The organism is Sphingomonas sp. RS6 (assembly GCF_054489705.1).
Window position 1 is genome coordinate 22,323 of record NZ_JBTMWM010000005.1, and the last position, 20,561, is coordinate 42,883.

At 68.4% G+C, this 20,561-nt stretch carries 17 protein-coding genes; 11 read left to right on the forward strand and 6 right to left on the reverse strand.

Annotated elements, in window-relative coordinates; all coding sequences use genetic code 11:
- The first annotated feature begins 25 nt into the window (after positions 1–25).
- Positions 26–1,378 (forward strand): serine hydrolase, encoded by a 1,353-nt coding sequence (locus ACX40Y_RS10895; protein ID WP_459119586.1) that lies wholly within the window; start codon positions 26–28, stop codon positions 1,376–1,378.
- Here ACX40Y_RS10895 and ACX40Y_RS10900 read toward each other — a convergent pair.
- Positions 1,372–3,426, reverse strand: coding sequence for a TonB-dependent siderophore receptor (locus ACX40Y_RS10900; protein WP_459119587.1), 2,055 nt, complete (start codon positions 3,424–3,426; stop codon positions 1,372–1,374). The two genes, ACX40Y_RS10895 and ACX40Y_RS10900, sit on opposite strands and share 7 nt — an antisense overlap.
- A gap of 49 nt (positions 3,427–3,475) precedes the next feature.
- On the opposite strand from ACX40Y_RS10900, the gene ACX40Y_RS10905 reads away from it, so the two are divergent.
- Positions 3,476–4,651: a DUF1624 domain-containing protein gene (locus ACX40Y_RS10905; protein ID WP_459119588.1), complete on the forward strand. Its 1,176-nt coding sequence runs from the start codon at positions 3,476–3,478 to the stop codon at positions 4,649–4,651.
- On the opposite strand, the gene ACX40Y_RS10910 is transcribed toward ACX40Y_RS10905, so the two are convergent.
- From ACX40Y_RS10910 to ACX40Y_RS10920, 3 genes are read right to left on the reverse strand one after another with little or no spacing between them, the layout of a single operon-like run.
- On the reverse strand, positions 4,646–4,906 hold the full coding sequence (locus ACX40Y_RS10910; RefSeq protein WP_459119589.1) for a hypothetical protein: 261 nt from the start codon (positions 4,904–4,906) through the stop codon (positions 4,646–4,648). The genes ACX40Y_RS10905 and ACX40Y_RS10910 overlap by 6 nt on opposite strands.
- Positions 4,885–5,451, reverse strand: a complete 567-nt coding sequence (locus ACX40Y_RS10915) for a GNAT family N-acetyltransferase (protein WP_459119590.1) — start codon at positions 5,449–5,451, stop codon at positions 4,885–4,887. The genes ACX40Y_RS10910 and ACX40Y_RS10915 overlap by 22 nt, the downstream gene beginning before the upstream one ends.
- Positions 5,438–6,271 carry a TIGR00266 family protein gene (locus ACX40Y_RS10920; protein WP_459119591.1) on the reverse strand — a complete coding sequence of 278 codons (834 nt, stop codon included), beginning with the start codon at positions 6,269–6,271 and terminating at the stop codon, positions 5,438–5,440. Before ACX40Y_RS10920 ends, ACX40Y_RS10915 begins: the two co-directional genes overlap by 14 nt.
- 191 nt (positions 6,272–6,462) lie before the next feature.
- Between ACX40Y_RS10920 and ACX40Y_RS10925 the strand changes: the two genes are divergently transcribed.
- The 5 genes from ACX40Y_RS10925 to mmsB all read left to right on the forward strand — a co-directional run bounded on the left by ACX40Y_RS10925 (position 6,463) and on the right by mmsB (position 12,477).
- Positions 6,463–7,962: a CoA-acylating methylmalonate-semialdehyde dehydrogenase gene (locus ACX40Y_RS10925; protein WP_459119592.1), complete on the forward strand. Its 1,500-nt coding sequence runs from the start codon at positions 6,463–6,465 to the stop codon at positions 7,960–7,962.
- Between the two features lie 186 nt (positions 7,963–8,148).
- On the forward strand, positions 8,149–9,294 hold the full coding sequence (locus ACX40Y_RS10930) for an acyl-CoA dehydrogenase family protein (protein WP_459119593.1): 1,146 nt from the start codon (positions 8,149–8,151) through the stop codon (positions 9,292–9,294).
- 266 nt (positions 9,295–9,560) lie between these two features.
- Positions 9,561–10,595 carry an enoyl-CoA hydratase/isomerase family protein gene (locus ACX40Y_RS10935; protein WP_459119594.1) on the forward strand — a complete coding sequence of 345 codons (1,035 nt, stop codon included), beginning with the start codon at positions 9,561–9,563 and terminating at the stop codon, positions 10,593–10,595.
- Positions 10,596–10,607: 12 nt separating this feature from the next.
- On the forward strand, positions 10,608–11,384 hold the full coding sequence (locus tag ACX40Y_RS10940) for an enoyl-CoA hydratase (RefSeq protein WP_459119595.1): 777 nt from the start codon (positions 10,608–10,610) through the stop codon (positions 11,382–11,384).
- Between the two features lie 121 nt (positions 11,385–11,505).
- Positions 11,506–12,477 carry a 3-hydroxyisobutyrate dehydrogenase gene (gene mmsB, locus ACX40Y_RS10945; RefSeq protein ID WP_459119596.1) on the forward strand — a complete coding sequence of 324 codons (972 nt, stop codon included), beginning with the start codon at positions 11,506–11,508 and terminating at the stop codon, positions 12,475–12,477.
- Between the two features lie 4 nt (positions 12,478–12,481).
- Here mmsB and ACX40Y_RS10950 read toward each other — a convergent pair whose 3' ends face one another.
- Positions 12,482–14,131 (reverse strand): alkaline phosphatase family protein, encoded by a 1,650-nt coding sequence (locus ACX40Y_RS10950; protein WP_459119597.1) that lies wholly within the window; start codon positions 14,129–14,131, stop codon positions 12,482–12,484.
- Between the two features lie 80 nt (positions 14,132–14,211).
- On the opposite strand from ACX40Y_RS10950, the gene ACX40Y_RS10955 reads away from it, so the two are divergent.
- The 4 genes from ACX40Y_RS10955 to ACX40Y_RS10970 all read left to right on the forward strand — a co-directional run bounded on the left by ACX40Y_RS10955 (position 14,212) and on the right by ACX40Y_RS10970 (position 19,683).
- Positions 14,212–16,245, forward strand: coding sequence for a protein-disulfide reductase DsbD family protein (locus ACX40Y_RS10955; protein ID WP_459119598.1), 2,034 nt, complete (start codon positions 14,212–14,214; stop codon positions 16,243–16,245).
- Positions 16,246–16,317: 72 nt separating this feature from the next.
- On the forward strand, positions 16,318–17,754 hold the full coding sequence (locus ACX40Y_RS10960; RefSeq protein WP_459119599.1) for a circularly permuted type 2 ATP-grasp protein: 1,437 nt from the start codon (positions 16,318–16,320) through the stop codon (positions 17,752–17,754).
- Between the two features lie 184 nt (positions 17,755–17,938).
- Entirely contained in the window at positions 17,939–18,874 is a 936-nt protein-coding gene (locus ACX40Y_RS10965; RefSeq protein ID WP_459119823.1) for an alpha-E domain-containing protein, read from the forward strand.
- A complete protein-coding gene (locus ACX40Y_RS10970; RefSeq protein WP_459119600.1) occupies positions 18,874–19,683 on the forward strand; it encodes a transglutaminase family protein in 810 nt (269 codons plus the stop codon). Before ACX40Y_RS10965 ends, ACX40Y_RS10970 begins: the two co-directional genes overlap by 1 nt.
- A 21-nt stretch (positions 19,684–19,704) precedes the next feature.
- On the opposite strand, the gene ACX40Y_RS10975 is transcribed toward ACX40Y_RS10970, so the two are convergent.
- Positions 19,705–20,478, reverse strand: a complete 774-nt coding sequence (locus ACX40Y_RS10975) for an arginyltransferase (RefSeq protein WP_459119601.1) — start codon at positions 20,476–20,478, stop codon at positions 19,705–19,707.
- Positions 20,479–20,561: the final 83 nt, after the last annotated feature.

Sequence of the window (20,561 nt, forward strand, 5' to 3'; positions counted from 1 at the left end):
GCTACCACAAATGGGGGAATCGATGATGCCGTCTCGCCGTCTGTCCGCGCTCTGCCTCGCCGCGATGATCGCCGCACTGCCCGCTGCCGCACAGACCGGTGCGCCGCCGCCGGGCACAGCCGAAGCGCCGGCCGCCGCCCAACCGCTTCTCGACCGGGCCAACGCCCTCCCCGAGATCCTGGCCGGCAAGGTCGATTATCCGCGCGTGTTCGCCGATTCGTTCATTGCGCAAATTCCCAAGGCGCAGTTCGACGAAGTGACCAGGCAACTGACCGTCGGCTATGGCCCGCCCGAGCGGATCGAGCGCGTCACCGCGACGACCGCCTGGTCGGCCATCGTCGCTGTCGAGTTCCGCGATGCGCTGCTCGAAGTCGCGCTCGCGGTCGATCCCGCCGGCGATCACCGGATTACCGGGCTGCTCGTACGCGGCGTCACCGCGCGCGAGGCTACGCTCGACGCGATCGACGCGGCGATGCGTCAGCTGAAGGGACAGGCCGGCTATGTGCTCGCGAAGCTGGGCGACGGCGCGCCGCAGATCGCGCGGCACTATCATGCCGATCAGGCCTTTGCGATCGGCTCCGAATTCAAGCTGGTGATCCTCGCCGAACTGATCCGCGCCACCAACGCGGGCGAGCGCAAATGGGACGATCTCGTCACGCTCGACGGCAAGGACTTGCCCGGCGGCGGCTATACCCAGAAACCCGCCGGCACCAAGGTGAGCTTGCGCGAACTCGCCACCCAGATGATCTCGATCAGCGACAACAGCGCAACCGATATCCTGCTGAAGACGCTGGGGCGCGAGAAGGTCGAGGCGATGATGCCCGTGCTCGGCATCGCCGATCCCGCGCGCAACCGACCGTTCCTCTCGACCGGCGAGGTGTTCAAGCTCAAGACCATCCCGGCGCTGCGCGACCGCTATCTCCCAGCCGCCACCGCCGGGCGCCGCGCGCTGCTGGCGGGCGATGTCGCCGCGACGCCGATCGCCCGTGTGGACAGCACCATGTTCGCCGCCGGCAAGCCACTGTCGATCGATACGCTCGAATGGTTCCTGTCGCCGAACGATCTGGTGCGCGTGATGGACTGGATCCGCCGCAACACCGAAGGGCCGAAGGGGGCCGAGGCGCGCGCGGTGCTGTCGAAGAATCCGGGTGTGCCGGGCAATGTCGCGTCCGAATGGGCGTGGGTAGGCTATAAGGGCGGATCGGAGCCCGGCGTGATCGCGATGACACTGCTGATGCGCAGCAAGGGCGGCGACTGGTACGCGCTGTCGGCCAGCTGGAACGACGTGGATCAGCCGGTCGATTCGGCGCGCTTCGTCGGGCTGGTGAGCAAGGCGGCGGCGCTGTCCGTGCCCGCCGCCCCGCCCCCCGCTCAATAGGCGAGCCGCAGCGTCCCGCGCACCGTGCGCGGCGCGCCGGGATAGACCCACAGGCTGCTGTACGAGCTCATCGCATAATGGGCGTCGAACAGGTTGTCCGCCTCCAGCCGCACTGACAGCCGGCGCGAAAAGGCATATTCGGCCGCGGCCTTGGCCTTGACGTAGGACGGCAGCACCAGCCCGCTGCCGTCAATCGCGCCGGTACGATCGCCGACATAGGCAATGCCGCCGCTGATCGACGGGCCGCGCCCATCGGCATCGAGGAAGCGCCCGACCACGAACAGCGTGCCGGCATGCGTCGGCACGTCGAGCACGCGATCGGTGGCGAAGCTGCTGTCGAGCGTGCGCGCGTGCGTCCAGGCATAGTTGCCGATCAGCTGCCAATGGTGGCCGAGCCGCGCCGATCCGTCGAATTCGATGCCCCGGCTCCGCAACCGCCCGACCGGCGCGTTGAAATTGGGATCGACGGGATCGTTGGTCAGGATGTTGCGCTTCTCGATATCGAACCAGCTGACCGACACGTCGATGCCCGGCAGCCGCGCCGATCCGCCGAGTTCATAGCCCTTGCCAGTCTCCGGCGCGAAGCCGGCGCCGTCGCGGCCGGTGCCCGAATTGAGCACGAAATTCTGGCCCCAGTTCGCATGGAGCGCGAACCGGCTGTCGAGCCGATATTGCGCGCCGACGCGGAAATTCACCGGATCGTCGATCGCGCGGCCCACCGTGCCGGCGCGGTTGTTGGTGATGCGCTGGCGATAGGGATCGTAGCGCACGCCGCCGCTCAGGCTCAGCCGCTCGCTCACCTGCCACAGATCCTGCACGTACAACGTCGTCGCCCAGCGCTTCTCGCGATTGTCGGTGAACGGCGCGAGCGGCAGGGCGGTGGCGCCATAGACGGGGTCGAACACGTCGATCGAATAGGGGGCCGCCGCCGTCGGATTCCGGCGCAGCAGCAGCTCGTGATAATCGAGCACATAGCCCTTCACGCCGACGCTCAGCTGGTGGTTCGATACGCGCCCGGTCAGCTCCATCCGCGCCGAGACATCGTCGACCGTGTAGCCGCGCTGCCGCCGCTGGCGCCACAGGCTGGTGCCGACCAGCCGCGACTGGTCCGCCGAAAAGCCGTTGAGCGATCCGGTGCGCCACGCCACACCACCGTTGAGTGCCCAGCCGCCGCCGAGCGACACCTCGCCGGTCAGCTGGTGGCGCTCGTTGCGGAATTTGGTGACGCCGTTCGCCGGTTCGCCGAAATAGCGGTTGCGCGGCAGTGCGTTGGCATCGCCGTCGATCGCGGGCAGGCCGCGATCGAACGGTGTGTCGAACCGGGTGATCTCGCCGACATAGGTGATCTGCGCCGAATCGGACGGGCGCCAGGTGAGCGACGGCGCGAAGGTCCGGCGCTTGAGCGTCACATGATCGCGCCAGCCGTCGCTGTCCTCCGCCGCCGCGACGAAGCGGATGGCGAGCGTGCCGTTGATCGGCTGGTTGATGTCGAGCTCGCCGCGCCGGGTATCGAACGAGCCATAGCTGAGCGTCGCGCTGCCGGTCGCGACGGCGCCGGGCGTCTTGCTGACGATGTTCACCCGCCCGCCTGGATCGGCATCGCCGAACAGCGCGCCCATCGGCCCCTTCAGCAGCTCGATCCGTTCGGCGGTGGCGGGATCGCGCGGCGGCGCCATGCCGCGATTGGCGAGAAAGCCGTCGACATAATATTCGCCGCCACCATCGGGCGTGCCCAGAAAGCCGCGGATCGCGAAATTGTCCATCACGCCGCCGCGATTATTCTGGTTGCTGACGCCGCTGATCAGTTCCAGCGCGTCGGACAGTCGATAGGTGCCGGCGGCGGTCAGCAGGTCGCGCTCGAGCACCCGGCTCGATTGCGACATGCGCTCGGTCGCGGGGTCGGCGGAAAGCGTGCGATCGGTCTGCCGATCCCGCGTGCCGAGCACGATGATTTCCTGCCCGGCCGAATCGGCTTCGGGATCGCGCTCCTCGGCGGCGGCGGGAACAATGGCGCCCAGCGTCAGCAAGGCGGCGGTGGCGATGGTCACGCGCAAAATGGGTTGCCCTTTATGTTATGATGTATCATTGCGCTGCACAATGTTGCAGCCTTTGTCAATCGCCCCCGCGCCCGCCCCTTCGCCCGTCGCCGCCGCCCGCCGCCGCATCCGTTCGATCGATGCCCTGCGCGGGCTGGTGATGCTGCTGATGCTCGTCGATCACAGCCGCGAGTTCTTCTATACGCAGGTGCCCGTGGCCGATCCGATGGCGGCGGATACGCCGCCGGCGCTGTTCGTCACGCGACTTACCGCGCATCTCTGCGCGCCGGTCTTCGTGTTCCTGACCGGGCTCGCGGCGTGGCTCTACGCGCAGTCGCGCGGCGGGGCGGCGGCCGCGTCGGACTTTCTGTGGAAGCGTGGGCTGTTCCTGATCGTGCTCGAGCTGACGCTGGTCAATTTCGCCTGGGGCTTCGATCCGACGCCGCCGATCGTCTATCTCCAGGTGATCTGGGTGATCGGCCTGTCGATGCTTGCGCTGGCGGCGCTCGTCCACCTGCCCCGGCCGGCGCTGATCGCGCTGGGGCTGACGATCGTGCTGGGGCACAACCTGCTCGACGGCGTTCATGTGGCGGGCGAGCCGGGCCATGCGGTCTGGGCGGTGCTGCACGAACGCACGCTGTTCGATCTGCCCTGGGGCGGACGGCTGAGGGTCAGCTATCCGCTGCTGCCGTGGATCGGCGTGATCGCGCTCGGCTATGCGATCGGCCCGTGGTTCGCGAGCGATGCCGATGGTGCCGCCCGCCGCCGGACGCTCATCGCGCTCGGCATCGCCGCGCTCGCGCTGTTCGTGATGCTGCGGACGGGCAATGTCTATGGCGATCTCCACCCGTGGCGCGCGGGCGGCGACGCGCTCGCCACCGCGCTCCAGTTCTTCAACGTCACCAAATATCCGCCCTCGGCCGATTTCGTGCTGCTGACGCTGGGGATCGGGCTGATCCTGCTCGCGATGTTCGAGCGGCTGCCGGATCGTGCCGCGACGCTGCTCGCCGTGCTGGGCGGCGCGCCGCTCCTTTTCTACCTGCTCCACCTCTATCTGCTGAACGGCATCAACCGGCTGACCGCAGCCGCCCTGGGCACGACCGGGCCGGTGAGCGTGCCGAACGTCGCCTCGATCTGGCTGCTGGCGGCGGCGGTGGCGCTGCCCTGCTGGTTTGCGACGCGCGCCTTCGGGCGGCTCAAGCAGCGGCACGGCGACTGGTGGCTGCGCTACCTATAGGTCGCCGCGCATCCGCCGCTGATGATATTTCACGCGCACCGTGATGCCCAGCACCATCAGAAAGAACGCCAGCCCCAGCACCGCCACCGGCACCGCGATCGGCATCGGCCACAGCCTGGCCCGCACCGCCGCGAGCAGCGCGCCGAGCACCGCCAGCCACACCGCCCCCATGCGCAGCGGCCGCGCCACGGTGCGCAGTTCGGCCTTGTAGGCGGCGCGCTCGGCGGGGTCGCTCAGGCGCGGCGGGGTCGGCATGTCCAGTCCTCCTTCAATAATCCATACAGGGCGGTGTCGCGAATGCCGATATGGGTTTCCCATTCGGCGCGCAGCATCCCCTCCAGCCCAAAACCCAGCCGTTCGAGCAAGTTGCGCGAATGCACATTCTCCGGGTCGGTGTCTGCAAAAACCCGGCGTTGCCCCTCGGCGAACAGCTGGTCGATGATCCGCGTCAAGGCTTCCTCGGCGATGCCCCGGCCCCAATGCGCGCGGGCGAGCAGATAGCCGACTTCGCTCACATTGCGTTGCCGCTTCTCGCCCACCGCGACATAGCCGATGGCACGATCGTCCCCTGCAAGCGTGATCGCCCAGACGCGCCAGTCCGGATCGGTGCGGGCGAAACTGGCGCGGGTCTGCGCCACATGGCCATGCGGTGCGTGGCTCCACCAGTGCATCAGTGCGGCGTCGGACAGGCTGGGAAACAACGCCTCGGCATCATCGACGGTGCGCGGGCGCAGGTGCAACCGCGCGCTCGTCAGGACCGGGGTGCCGCGCGCCGCGCCGACCGGCTCAGCGATTGCCACCGATCAGATCGCCCAGCCCGCCCAGCACCGAACCCTCGCCGCGATTCTGCCCGCCGCCCATCGCCGCCGCCGCCATGCGACCGGCGAGCCGCGCGAACGGCAGCGACTGGATCCACACCTTGCCCGGCCCGCGCAGCCGCGCGAAGAACACGCCCTCGCCGCCGAAGAACATGCTGCGCACCCCGCCGACCGAGACGAGATCGAAGTCGATCGACGGCGTCAGCGCGGCGACGCAGCCGGTATCGACATGCAGTTCCTCGCCCGCCGCCAGCTCGCGCTCGACGACCGTGCCGCCCATCTGCACGAACACCCAGCCATCGCCGTCGAGCCGCTGCATGATGAAGCCTTCGCCGCCGAACAGCCCGGTCATCACCCGGCGCTGGAAGGCGATGCCGATCGACACGCCCTTGGCCGCGGCCAGAAAGGCGTCCTTCTGGCAGATCAGCGTGCCGCCATAATCGGAGAGCCGGAGCGGCAGGATCGCGCCCGGCGTTGGCGAGGCGAAGGCGACGCGCGCCTTGCCGTGGCCGTTATGGGTGAACACGGTGGTGAACAGGCTCTCGCCCGTCACCAGCCGCTTGCCCGCGCCGAGCAGCTTGTCCATGAAGCCGCCGCCCGCGCCGCCGCTGCCGTCGCCGAACACGGTGGTCATGCCGACGGGCGCATCCTTCCACACCATCGCCCCCGCTTCGGCGACCGCGCTCTCGCCCGGATCGAGCTCGATCTCGACGAACTGGAGCTCCTGCCCCTTGATCTCGAAGTCGATATCGTCGGCAATGCCTTCGCGGCGGTGATGCGACCAGGGGCTCGATGGCGGCATGGGTCTCTCCTGCGTGTGTTACAGCGACATGCTACACAAAAGCGGGTACGGCGGGAATGCCTCCCCACAAACCCGCATGCAGGCGGGCTGCACTCCCGATCGGCCGGGGTGACATCGCGCAGCTGCTGTGCCATTGCGCAATTAAATTACAACGGATGAGTCGGCGTCGAGGCCGGCCGCAGGAGAGTGTGATGCGCGTTATCGATCATGTGATCGCCGGTTCGTCGGGCGGCGGCACGGGCCGTCGGTCGGACGTTTTCGATCCCAACAATGGCAGTGTTCAGGCACAGGTGACGCTCGGCACCGCCGCCGATCTCGACCGCGCCGTCGCCGCCGCCCAGGCCGCCCAGCCCGGCTGGGCCGCGACCAACCCGCAGCGCCGCGCCCGCGTGATGTTCCGCTTCAAGGAACTGGTCGAGGCGAACATGGACGCGCTGGCGCACCTGCTCTCCTCCGAGCACGGCAAGGTGATCGCCGATTCGAAGGGCGATATCCAGCGCGGGCTCGAGGTGATCGAATTCGCCTGCGGCATCCCCCACGCGCTGAAGGGCGAATATACGCAAGGGGCAGGCCCCGGCATCGACGTCTATTCGATGCGGATGCCCATCGGCATCGGGGCGGGCATCACCCCGTTCAACTTCCCGGCGATGATCCCGATGTGGATGTTCGGCGTGGCGATCGCCTGCGGCAACGCCTTCATCCTGAAGCCGTCCGAGCGCGATCCCTCGGTCCCCGTCCGCCTCGCCGAGCTGATGCTGGAGGCCGGCGCGCCGGCGGGCATCCTGCAGGTGGTGCAGGGCGACAAGGCGATGGTCGACGCGATCCTCGATCATCCGGCGATCGGCGCGGTGAGCTTTGTCGGCTCGTCGGACATCGCCCATTATGTGTACCAGCGCGGCGTCGCGGCGGGGAAGCGCGTCCAGGCGATGGGCGGCGCCAAGAACCACGGCATCGTCATGCCCGACGCCGATCTCGACCAGGTGGTGAACGACCTGTCGGGCGCGGCGTTCGGCTCGGCGGGCGAGCGCTGTATGGCGCTCCCGGTGGTGGTGCCGGTCGGCGACAAAACGGCCGATGCGCTCCGCGAAAAGCTGATCCCGGCGATCGCGGCGCTGCGGGTGGGCGTCTCCACCGATGCCGAGGCGCAATATGGCCCGGTGGTCAACGCCGCGCACAAGGCGCGCGTCGAGAACTGGATCCAGACCGGGGTGGACGAGGGCGCCGAACTGGTGGTCGACGGCCGCGGCTTTGCGCTGCAGGGGCATGAAGAAGGCTTCTTCATCGGCCCGTCGCTGTTCGACCGCGTCACGCCCGCCATGAAGAGCTACCAGGAAGAGATTTTCGGCCCCGTCCTCCAGATCGTCCGCGCCCCCGATTTCGAGACGGCGCTGCGCCTGCCGAGCGAGCATCAGTACGGCAACGGCGTCGCGATCTTCACCCGCAACGGCCATGCCGCGCGCGAGTTCGCGGCACGGGTGAATGTGGGGATGGTCGGCATCAACGTGCCGATCCCGGTGCCGGTGGCCTATCACAGCTTTGGCGGCTGGAAGCGCTCGGCCTTTGGCGACGTCAACCAGCATGGCATGGAAGGCGTCCGCTTCTGGACCAAGGTGAAGACCGTCACCCAGCGCTGGCCCGACGGCGGCGTGGGCGACGCGGCCAATGCCTTCGTCATTCCGACCATGGGGTGATGGGGTGGCGTGTCCCGCCTCGATCCTCCCCGGCACGGGGAGGGGGACCGCGCGGCGCAGCCGCGTGGTGGAGGGGGCCCACCCCACCGGACTCGCTCGCTGCGCGCCCCCTCCACCATTCGCTGCGCGAATGGTCCCCCTCCCCGTTCCGGGGAGGATCTTCCCAGATCCAACACGGCTGAACCCATGACCCACCAGTTCGACCTCACCGACGACCAGCGCCAGATCCAGGAGATGGCGCAGAAGTTCACCGCCGATGCGATCACCCGCCAAGCCGCCGAGTGGGACGAGAAGCACCTCTTCCCGCGCGAGACGATTCGGGCCGCCGCCGAACTCGGCTTCGCGGCGATCTATGTCTCGGAGGAATCGGGCGGCATCGGGCTCGGCCGGCTGGAATCGGCGCTGATCTTCGAAGCGATGGCCTATGGCTGCCCCTCCACCAGCGCGTTCATCTCGATCCACAACATGGCCGCCTGGATGATCGACCGCTTCGGCGCGCAGGCGGTGAAGGACAAATATCTCCCGAGCCTCGTCACCATGGACCGGCTGGCCAGCTACTGCCTCACCGAACCCGGCTCGGGATCGGACGCGGCGGCGCTCAAGACGCGCGCGGTGCGGGACGGCGATCATTATGTCGTCACCGGCACCAAGCAGTTCATCTCGGGCGGCGGCGCGAACGACCTCTACCTCACCATGGTGCGCACCGGCGAGGACGGCGCCAAGGGCATTTCGTGCCTCGCGATCGAGAAGGATATGCCCGGCGTCAGCTTCGGCGCGCAGGAGCGCAAGCTCGGGTGGCACTCACAGCCGACCGCGCAGGTGATCCTCGATAACGTCCGCGTGCCGGTGGAGAACCTGATCGGTGCCGAGGGCGAGGGCTTCCGCATCGCGATGATGGGGCTGGACGGCGGCCGGCTCAACATCGGCGCCTGCTCGCTCGGCGGGGCGCAGCGCTGCCTCGACGAGGCGGTGCGCTACACGCAGGAGCGCCGCCAGTTCGGCAAGGCGATCGCCGATTTCCAGAATACCCAGTTCATGCTCGCCGACATGGCGACCGAGCTGGAGGCCGCCCGCGCGCTGCTCTACCTCGCCGCCGCCAAGGTGACCGCCGGCACGCCGGACAAGACCCGCTTCGCCGCCATGGCCAAGCGCCTTGCCACCGATACCGGCTCGTCGGTGGTCGATCGGGCGCTGCAGCTGCACGGCGGCTATGGGTACCTTATGGACTATCCGATCGAGCGCTTCTGGCGCGACCTGCGCGTGCATTCGATCCTGGAAGGCACCAATCAGGTGATGCGGATGATCGTCGGCCGCGATCTGCTGAAGGATTGAGGCGGAAAATGCTTTCCTACGACAGCATGTTTATGCTTTGTTCTGATGCGAGTGCCGAGTCTGCCAAGAAGGAAGCCGGCTTCATGTCGTTTTCCCGGAACTTTCCGAACGTTCGCCCCGCATTCCTCCCCGGCACGGGGAGGGGGACCGCGCGGCAAAGCCGCGTGGTGGAGGGGGGCCGCCACACTGGATTCCCTTGCTGTGCTCCCCCTCCACCAACCCGCTGCGCGGCTTGGTCCCCCTCCCCGTTCCGGGGAGGATTTTAAATGGAAATCCTCACCCAGATCGACGGCCCCGCCGCCCGCATCCGCCTCAACCGCCCCAAGGCCCTCCATGCGCTCAACACCGCGATGTGCCAGGCGATGCTCGACGCACTCGACGCGTGGGAACAGGACGACGCCGTCCACATCGTCCTGCTCGACCATGCCGAGGGTCGGGGCTTCTGCGCCGGCGGCGATATCCGCCTGATCGCGACCAGCGGCGCCGGTGACGGCACCGAGGCCGCGCATTTCTTCCGCACCGAATACCGCCTCAACCACCGGCTGTTCACCTATCCCAAGCCGATCGTCGCCTTTGCCGACGGCATCGTGATGGGCGGCGGCGTCGGCATCTCACAGCCCGCGCGCTTGCGCATCGCCACCGGGAACACCAAGTTCGCCATGCCCGAGACCGGTATCGGCCTGTTCCCGGACGTGGGCGGCGGCTGGTATCTGTCACGCCTGCCCGGGCGGATGGGCGAGTATCTGGCGCTGACCGGCCACCGGCTCGACGGCGCCGAATGCCTCGCGCTCGGCCTCGCCACCCATTACCTGCCAGCTGAGGCGCTGGCCTCCGCCAAGGCGCAGATCACCACCGCGCCGGACAAGGCGCTGGCGATCCTCGACGATCTGTCGATCGAACCGCCGATCGCCAGGATCCTCGCGCACTATGCCGATATCGACCGGCTGTTCGCCAGCGACAGCGTGGAAGACATCTTCGCCGCGCTGGACGCCGAGGACAGCGAATGGGCCGCCGCCACCCTCGCCACGCTGCGCACCAAGTCGCCCCAGGCCTGCAAGGTCTCGCTGCGGATCGTGCGGGAGGGCCGCGCGATGCCCGACTTCGCCGCCGAGATGGCCCAGGAATATGCCGTCGCCACCCGCGTCTGCCGCCTGCCCGATTTCGCCGAGGGCGTGCGCGCCGTGATCGTCGACAAGGACAATAGCCCGCGTTGGTCTCCCTCCACCCCGGAAGCGGTGGACAGCGCCGCGATCGATGCCATCTTCGCCCCCCTGCCGCCCGCGCAGGCCTGGGCGCCCTGAACGGAGAACAGCATGTCTTCCTACGAAACCCTCCTCGTCGAGCAGCGCGGCGCGGTGACGCTGATCACGCTCAACCGGCCCAAGGCACTGAACGCGCTCAACAGCCAGGTGCTCAGCGAGCTGCTCGACGTGATGCGTGCCTTCGATGCCGACGCGTCGCAGGGCTGCGCGGTGCTCACCGGCAGCGAGAAGGCCTTCGCCGCCGGCGCCGACATCAAGGAGATGCAGGCACAGGGCTTTGCCGACATGTACGGCCATGACTTCTTCGCCGGCTGGGACGCCTTCACCCGCACCCGCAAGCCGATCATAGCGGCGGTGGCCGGCTATGCGCTGGGCGGCGGCTGCGAAGTGGCGATGATGTGCGACTTCATCCTCGCGGCGGACACCGCCAAGTTCGGCCAGCCCGAGATCAAGCTGGGCGTCTCCCCCGGCATGGGCGGCTCGCAGCGGCTGACCCGCGCGGTCGGCAAGGCCAAGGCGATGGAAATGTGCCTCACCGGCCGTATGATGGACGCCGAAGAGGCCGAGCGCGCCGGCCTCGTCAGCCGCATCGTCCCCGCCGCCGAACTGGTGGAAGAGACGGTGAAGACCGCCGCGACCATCGCGTCGATGCCGCCGCTCGCGGTCAAGGCGAACAAGGAAATGGTCAACGTCGCGTTCGAGACGACGCTGGCCCAGGGCGTCCAGTTCGAACGCCGCCTGTTCCACGCGCTGTTCGGCACCGAGGACCAGAAGGAAGGCATGACGGCATTCGTCGAGAAGCGTCCGGGGAACTGGACGGGCAAGTAATCCATTGCTCCCGCTGGACTAGGAACGGTGACCGCGCTCGAACCCCACCAGCCGTCATCCCCGCGAAGGCGGGGATCCATTGGCGCTGATGCCCCGGTTCCTTCCCCAAGCGCACAGGGCAATGGATTCCCGCCTTCGCGGGAATGACGATGGGCAGAGCGAGCGACGACGCGCCTCCCGCAAGCGGGGCGGAAACGTAGAAAGGAAGCACATGGCACGCATCGCATTCATCGGCCTGGGCAATATGGGCGGCGGCATGGCGGCGAACCTCGCCAAGGCCGGGCACGACGTCCGCGCCTTCGACCTGTCCCCGGAAGCGCTGGAGCGCGCGAAAAAGGCCGGCTGCCTCCCCGCCAAGGACGCGGCGGACGCCGTTGCGGGCGCGGAAGCGATCCTGACGATGCTGCCCGCCGGCAGCCATGTCGAGACGCTCTACACCGAGACATTGCTCGACAAGGCCGAGGCGGGCGCGGTGCTGATCGACTGTTCGACGATCGATGTCGCCACCGCGCGCCGCGTCGCCGAAGCCGCCACCCAGCGCGGGCTGCTCGCGGTCGACGCGCCCGTGTCGGGCGGGATCGCCGCTGCCAATGCCGGCACGCTCACCTTCATGGTCGGCGGCACGGTCGCCGCATTCGAGCGCGCCAAGCCCTTCCTCGAGGAGATGGGCAAGGCGGTGATCCATGCCGGCGCCAGCGGCGCGGGCCAGGCGGCGAAGATCTGCAACAACATGATCCTCGGCGCGACGATGATCGCCACCTGCGAGGCGTTCGCGCTCGCCGAGAAGCTGGGGCTCGACCAGCAGCGCTTCTTCGACATCGCCTCGGTCTCCTCGGGCCAGAGCTGGTCGATGACGAGCTATTGCCCGGTCCCCGGCGTCGGCCCCGAAACCCCGGCTGACCGCGACTATCAGGGCGGGTTCGCCGCCCCGCTGATGCTCAAGGATCTCAAGCTCGCGGTCGAAGCGGCGGGCAGCGTCGGCGCGCAGGTGCCGATGGGCGAGCGCGCGCGGGCACTCTACGAACAGTTCGTCGCCGGCGACGGCGCAGCACTCGATTTCTCGGGGATCATCCGAATGCTGCGCGACGCCTGACCGGTTACTTGCAGGTGTCGCCGGCGCCGGCGTCGAGATCGAGGCAGCGGCCGTCGATTTCGACCGGCACCGGCACATGGATCAGCGCGGCGAGCGTCGGCGCGATGTCCACCGTCTCGACGGACAAGGGCTGCTCGAACCCGGTCATGCCCTTGCGCCAGAACAGGATCGGGACGCGGCGGTCATAGTCCCAGAAGCTGCCATGCGTCGCGACCGAGCCGTGAACCGGATCGAGAATCGGCGTGACGCGCGGCTTCAGCGCGACGATCAGGTCGCCCGAACGCTGCGGATCATAGGAGGCACGGGCCCGCTCGATCAGGCTCCACGTCTCCGGCGGGGTATGGACGATCGGCGTCGCTTCGATCTGGGCGCGGGTGAACACCGCCTGCACCTGCGGGTTGGCGGTATAGAGCTTCACCGCTTCCGCCAGCACCGCCGCCCGCTTGTCGGCCGGCACCTGCGGCGTGATATAGACGTCGCCGCCCGGCCCGCCGGCCAGCACCGGCCCGGCAAGGCCCAGCTTGGCGGCGATGGCGGCGCCCATCGCGCCGCTGGTGACGGCCGGCTCGATTCGCTGCTCGGTCGGCGCGGCATGTTCGCGGTGCCGTTCGGGCAGGTCGTGCCCGCCATGATCCGCCGTCAGCGCAACGGCATAGTCGACGCCGGTGCGATCGAGCGCCGCGAACAGCTGGCCGAGCGTCTGGTCGAGCGACAGCAGTTGGAGGCACATCTCGCTGCCCTCGGTGCCATAGGTATGGCCGACATAGTCGGTCGCCGAGGCGCCCAGGATCAGCAGGTCGGTGTGCGGTCCCTGCCCCAGCTTCATGTCGGTCGCCAGCCGGGCGCCCAGCGCGAGGACGGCATCGTCGAAATCGGGCGAGGCACGGAACGCCTTGGCGTCGCCCGCCGTCCGCTGGAACCGGCCGTCGCCCACCGTCTTGCCGCCGCCCACCGAAATGGCACGGCTGCGGGCCTGGCAGAAGCCGGGCAGGTTGAGCGGCGGCTGCGCCTCGGCGATGCGAACCTTGGTGGCGGCGTTGATCCGCCCCACCGCCGTCGGCTGCGGCCGGCCGGCGTAGGAGACGAACGCCTTGCCGTCCCACCACCAGAGCTCGTCGACCTTGTGGCCGCCCATCATCACCGCCGCGCGGTCCTTGCCCGCGACGGAGACGACCCGCGATTGCGGATCGGCGGCCTTCATCCACTCGCCCAGCGTCGGCACCTTCAGATGCTTGTCGGACACGGTGTAGTGATCGGAATCGGTGCCGGGCACCGTCTCGTCCTCGGCGCAATAGACCGTCTTATCGGCCCGCGGTGCCGCGAAATCGATCCAGTCATTGGCGATGATGCCGGTGCGGGAGGGGTGATCGCCGGTCAGGATCGTCGAATGGCCGGGGCAGGTTTCGGTCGCGGCATGGCTCTGATAGCCGGCCGGGAACACCGCGCCGGTCATCAGCCGGGCAAGCCCCTGGGTGAACTGAGCACGATATTCGGCGAACAGATCGGCGGAGAATTGATCGACCGAGATCACCACCACCAGCTTCGGCGCCTTCGCCATCGAAACGGGTGCGGGGGCCCGCGGCGTTTGCTGGGCGGCGGCAGGAACGGCGCTCGCCAAGGCAAGGGCGGCGGCAACGGGGGCAATCAATTTCATCGGGACCGGCTCCGGGCACGGAATGACAGGGAACGAACCCAGCTATTGTCGATCCGAGCGAACTGGGCAAGGACGGGCACATGGCCCAGCTTCGTTTCGCTTTGATGTCGCTCCTGTTCCTGATCGCCGCCGCGGTCTCGCCCGCGGCGGCGCAGGGCTTTGCCAAGGGGCCGCATGTCCGCAACCAGCTGGTGGCGGAAACGGCGCGTCCGGCGCCCGGCAGCAAGGTGACGCTGGCGCTGGTTTCCACGCCCGATCCCGGCTGGCACGCCTATTGGCGCAACCCCGGCGACGCCGGCCTGCCTGCCGAGGCGGACTGGACGCTGCCCGGAGGCGTTCGCGCCGACGCCTTTCGCTATCCGGTGCCGCAGCGGCTGCTGATCTCCGGGCTGATGAACTATGTCTTCGAAGACACCTTCGCCCGGCTGACCACGCTGCATATCCCCGCCGATGCCCGCGGCGTGCTGCCGGTGACGCTCAAGCTCGACTATCTCGTGTGCACCGACACGCTGTGCGTGCCGGAAAAGACCGAGCTTCAGACCAGCCTGACCATCGGCGACGGCACGATCAATCAGGCGACGCGGGCGAGGTTCGACGGCTGGCGGCGGCAGCTTCCCCGCCCGCTCGACGCCACCGCGCGGTTCGAGGTGCAGGGCGAGGCGCTGCGGCTGGCCGTCCCCTACCCGGCGGGGGCGCCGGCAAACGACCCCTACTTCTATCCGCTGACCGCCGACGCGATCGACTATGCCGCACCGCAGCGGGTGGCGCGCGACGGCGACCGGCTGGTGATCGAAACGCGCGCCAAGGGCAGCCCCGCCGCGCTCGAGGGCGTGCTGGCGATCGACGGGAAGGGACTCGAACTGCGCGCAACGCCCGGTAGCGTGCCCCCGGCCCGGGGTGGCGGCAGCGGCGGTGCGACGTGGCTGGCCGCGCTCAGCGCCTTTGCGGCGGCTGTGGTCGGCGGGCTGATCCTCAACGTGATGCCGTGCGTCTTCCCGATCCTCAGCCTCAAGGCGCTCAGCCTCGCCAAGGCGAATGACCAGGACTCGAGCCCGCGTGCGGAGGCGCTCGCCTATACCGCCGGCGTCGTGCTGGTCTGCCTTGCGCTGGGCGGCATCCTGCTCGGCCTGCGCGCGGCCGGGACGAGCGCCGGCTGGGCCTTCCAGCTTCAGGATCCGCGCGTGATCCTCGTGCTGCTGCTGTTGGTTTCGGCGATCGCCTTCAACCTGGCCGGCCTGTTCGAGATCACGGCACCGGCATTCGTCAACCGCACGGCGGGGCGCAGTCACGGCAGCGCCTTCGCGACCGGCGCGCTTGCCGCGTTCGTCGCGACGCCGTGCACCGGCCCGTTCATGGCGACCGCGCTGGGCGCGACGCTTATCCTTCCCTGGTACACCGGGCTCGCGATCTTCGCGGGACTTGGCCTCGGCATCGCCCTGCCCTTCCTGCTGCTCGGCTTCGTGCCGGCGCTGCGCCGCCGCCTACCACGCCCAGGGCCATGGATGGCGACGCTGCGCAGCATCCTTTCGGTACCGATGTTCCTCACCGCGCTCGCGCTGTGCTGGGTGCTCGGCAAGGAAGCCGGGGTGAACGGGATGGCGATCGGCCTGGGCGCCGCGCTGCTCGCGACGCTCGGGTTCTGGTGGGCGGGGCGCCGGCAGGCGCGCGGGCGGACGCGGGCTTTGCTACCGGCGCTGCCGCTGATCGCCCTGGCGCTGGCATCGGTGGCGCTGGTCGGCCCGGCACCCGCCGGCCCGGCGGCTGTCACGCGCAACGGGATCGAACCGTTCAGCGAGGCCCGTCTGGCCGAACTGCGCAAGCAGGGCCGGCCCGTCTTCGCCTATTTCACCGCCGACTGGTGCCTGACGTGCAAGGTCAACGAGAAGAGCGTGATCGAAACCGCCGCGGTCGAGCGCGCGCTGAAAGACGGCGGCGTAACGGTGCTGGTGGGGGACTGGACCAACGGCGATCCCGTGCTCGGCCGCTTCATCGAAGCGCATAACCGCGCCGGCGTGCCGCTTTATCTATGGTACGCGCCGAACGCGGCCGAACCCGAAGTGCTGCCGCAACTATTGCGACAATCGCTGCTGATCGATCTTGCAGGAAGACGCTGATCGGCTCTTGTGCAACGCATCGATGCGTTGCAGCATGCGACCAAGCCGTCACTTGGGCGTTTGGGAGCTTTGATGGGAATAAAGCGGCCGTTCGATGAAATCTGGGGGCATGGCGGTCCTGAAACGCCTCGTGCAGAATTGGCGTCGCTTTCGCAGTGGATCGCCGATACGCCGCCCGCCGAACTGCAAAGACGACAGCAATCCGCCGAGGCCGCGTTCCGCCAGCTCGGCATCACCTTTGCGGTCTATGGCGACAGCGACGCCGCCGAGCGCATCATCCCGTTCGACATCGTGCCGCGGGTCTTTCTGGCCAGCGAATGGGCCCGGCTCAGCGAAGGCCTGGTCCAGCGGGTCGAGGCGATCAACGCCTTTCTCGAGGACATTTATGGCGCGCGCCGCATCATCGATGCCGGCCTGATCCCGCCCGAGCTGATCCTGCGCAACGATCAGTTCCGCCCCGAAGTCGCCGGCATCCGCCCGCCGCATGGCGTCTGGGCGCATATCTGCGGCATCGACCTGGTCCGCACCGGACCGGACGAATTCTACGTGCTCGAGGACAATGCGCGAACACCCTCTGGCGTGTCGTACATGCTGGAGAACCGCGAGGCGATGATCCGGCTGTGCCCCGAGCTGTTCCGCGACCTCCGCGTAGCGCCGGTCGACAGCTATCCGGACATGCTGCTGGAGACGATGCATTCGGTGGCGCCGCTCGGGCGGAACAAGCCGGTTTGCGTCGTGCTGACCCCCGGCCATTTCAACTCGGCCTATTACGAACACAGCTTCCTTGCCGATTCGATGGGCATCGAACTGGTCGAGGCGGCGGACCTCGTCGTCGACGACGACATTGTCTACATGGAAACCATCGCCGGCCGGGTTCGCGTCGACGTGATCTACCGGCGGATCGACGATGATTTTCTCGATCCGCTGGTGTTCCGCCCCGATTCGATGCTGGGCGTGCCGGGGCTGATTGCCGCCTATCGCGCGGGCAATGTCGCGCTGCTCAACGCGCCGGGCAACGGCATCGCCGACGACAAGGCGATCTACAGCTACATGCCGGAGATCGTCCGCTTCTATTCGGGCGGCGAGGCCAAGCTGCCGAACGTCCAGACCTGGCGGTGCCGCGAACCGGACGCGCTCAAATATGTGCTCGATCACCTGCCCGAGCTGGTGGTGAAGCTGGTCGACGGATCGGGCGGGTACGGCATGCTGGTCGGTCCGACGGCGACCAAGGCGCAGATCGAGGCGTTCCGCGCGGCGCTGATTGCGGAGCCGCATCGCTACATCGCGCAGCCGACGCTCGCGCTGTCGACGGTGCCGACGATGTGCGACAAGGGCCTGGCCCCCCGCCATGTCGACTTTCGCCCGTTCGTCCTGACGGGGAGCGACGGAGTGCGCGTCGTTCCCGGCGGGCTGACGCGTGTCGCGCTGCGCGAGGGATCGCTGATCGTCAATTCCAGCCAGGGTGGCGGCACCAAGGACAGCTTCGTGCTGACGGGAGGCGCGGCATGAGGGGCGCCTTCGTCTTCGATCCTCCCCGGCACGGGGAGGGGGACCGCCGCCGCAGGCGGTGGTGGAGGGGGGCCTCCACACAGGCATCCCTCGCTGCAATCCCCCTCCACCATGCTTCGCATGGTCCCCCTCCCCGGCAAGGGAAGGATCTGAAGTCTTTGGTCCGGGAGCGGCTTGCATGCTGATGCTCTCGCGCACCGCCGCCGCGCTTTACTGGCTGGGCCGTTATGTCGAGCGCGCCGATTTCCTCGCCCGGCTGGTGGAGGCGACGATCCGGCTAGACGCACTGTCGGCGCGCCCGGCGGGCGAGGCCGCATGGCAGAGCGCGCTGGCGGTCAGCTATACCGACGAGACCTTCGCGGCCACCGGCCAGCCGGTCTCGCAGGCGACCGTCGCGCATTTCCTGACGCTCGACACCAGTCATGGCGGCTCGATCGCCTATTGCCTGGAGCGCGCGCGCAACAATGCCCGCGCGGTCCGCACCGCGCTGACCCGCGATGCCTGGACCGCGATCAACCGCGCCTGGTGGCTGTTCGAGCACCGCGAATCGACCGGTGGCGCGACCGCGACGCTCAACCTGGTCGAACAGGTGAAGGGTGAGACGCGCGGGTTTGAGGGGGCGGTCCACCGGATGATGCGCGCCGAGGCGACCCTGCTCATCCAGCTCGGCGCCGCGATCGAGCGGGCGGACAACACCGCCCGGCTGATCGACGTCAAATATCACCTGCTGCTGCCGGTGGGCGAGAGCGTCGGCGGCGCAGTCGACCGCGATCAATGGACGACGATCCTGCAGACGGTATCGGCGGTCACCGCCTATCGCTGGCTCTATTCGGACGGACTGCGGCCCGATCATGTCATCGATCTGCTGGTGAGCCGTGCGGAACTGCCGCGCAGCCTGGCCGCCTGCGTCGAGGAGACGGTCGGCCTGCTCAGCCAGCTGGCCAAGCGCACCGGCCTGCAAGGCGAGGCCGACCGGCTGGCGCGCGCAAGGCTGGCCAGGCTCCAGAAAACGCGGACCGCCGAGATCATCGTCGGCGGCCTGCACGAGTATCTGGAGGCCTTCATCCGGGAGAATGCGATGCTTGCCGGCGCCATCGCCCGCCAGTTCCGGTTCCTCTAATGCGGATCGCGATCGAGCACCGGTCGGTCTATCGCTTCAGCCAGCCGCAGTCGCGGCTGGTGCAGATGCTGCGGCTGACGCCGTGCGACACCCAGCACCAGACCGTCGTCAGCTGGATGATCGGTGTGGACTGCGATGCTCGCATGCGCGACGCGGTCGACGGCTACGGCAATGCGGTGACGATGCTCTACGCCGAAGGGAAGATCGAGGCGATCGAGATAAGTGTAACGGGCGAGGTGCTGACAGGGGACAATAGCGGGGTGCTGCGCGGCGCGCCCGAGCCACTCCCCGCGCCGCTGTTCTTACGCGAGACGACGCGGACCCGCGCCGGCGAGGCCCTTGCACGGTTCGCGCACGACGCGACCGCCAGCAGCGACGATCCGATCGAGCGCCTGCATCGGCTGAACCTGGCGCTGCATGGGCGTTTCCCCTGTGTCCCCGATCGGCCCGACACGGGACTGACGGCCAGCGAGGCCTTTGCCGGCCAGTCGCATACCTCGCGCGATGTCGCCCAGATGTTCGTGGCCGGGGCACGCACGCTCGGCGCGCCGGCCCGTTACGTATCAGGCTATCGGCGGTTCGAGGGATCGCAATGCGCACCGCACGGCTGGGCGGAGGCGTGGGTCGACGGGCTGGGCTGGGTCGGCTTCGATCCGGTTGCCGGGGAGTGCCCCGACGACCGCTATGTCCGGGTCGCGGTCGGGCTCGATGCGGATGGCGCGGCCGCGATCGCCGGGCGGCGTACCGGCCCCGGCGACGAGGATCTGGCGGTCGATGTGCAGGTGGATCAACTCGGCCGCGAGGAATAGCGGCCGGGTCGACGCCGCAGCTCAGGCGAGTTCGGGGACCGCCGCCGCGAACATCGGCGTTTCTTCCTCCAGCCGCGCCCAGCCATTCGGTCCCAGCGCCTCGATCGGGCGATAGCGCGTCTTATATGCCATGCGCTCGCTGCCCTTCACCCAATAGCCGAGATAGACATAGGGCAGGCCAGCCTCACGGCTGCGCAGGATGTGATCGAGGATGATGAAGGTGCCGAGGCCCGGACGGGTTTCGTCATCGGCGGCGAAGAAGCTGTAGATCATCGAAAGGCCGTCCGCCTGACGATCGGTGATGCACGCGCCCACCAGCCGCCCACGACCGCCATTGGCCGCCGGCTCGCGATATTCGATCACATAGGAGCTGACCGGCGACTGTTCGACCATGTCGGCATAGTCGCTATCGTCCATCTGCGCCATGCCGCCGCCGGGATGGCGGCTGCCGAGATAGCGCTTGAGCAGCGCGAACTGCTCCTCGGTCGCCCAGGGCTTGCACGCGGTGACTTCCAGATCGGCGTGCCGCTTGAGCAGTTTGCGCTGGGTGGCGTTGGGTTTGAATTCGTCGGCGACGACGCGAACCGAGACGCAGGCGGTGCACCCGGCACAGCTCGGGCGATAGGCGACCGACTGGCTGCGGCGGAAACCGATGCGGCCCAGCGCATCGTTCAGCTCGCCCGCCTGCGGCCCCGAAAGCTCGGTAAAGATCTTCCGTTCCTGTCGGCCCGGCAGATAGGGGCAAGGGGACGGACTCGTCACGAAGAAACGCGGAAAACGTGATAGTGCGGTCACCGCTCAGCCGTCCTTCTGCACCCTCGAAGCCGATCCCTTACCGGCCTTGTGCGGACAAGTATGAAGCGGGAAAAGGATGATGA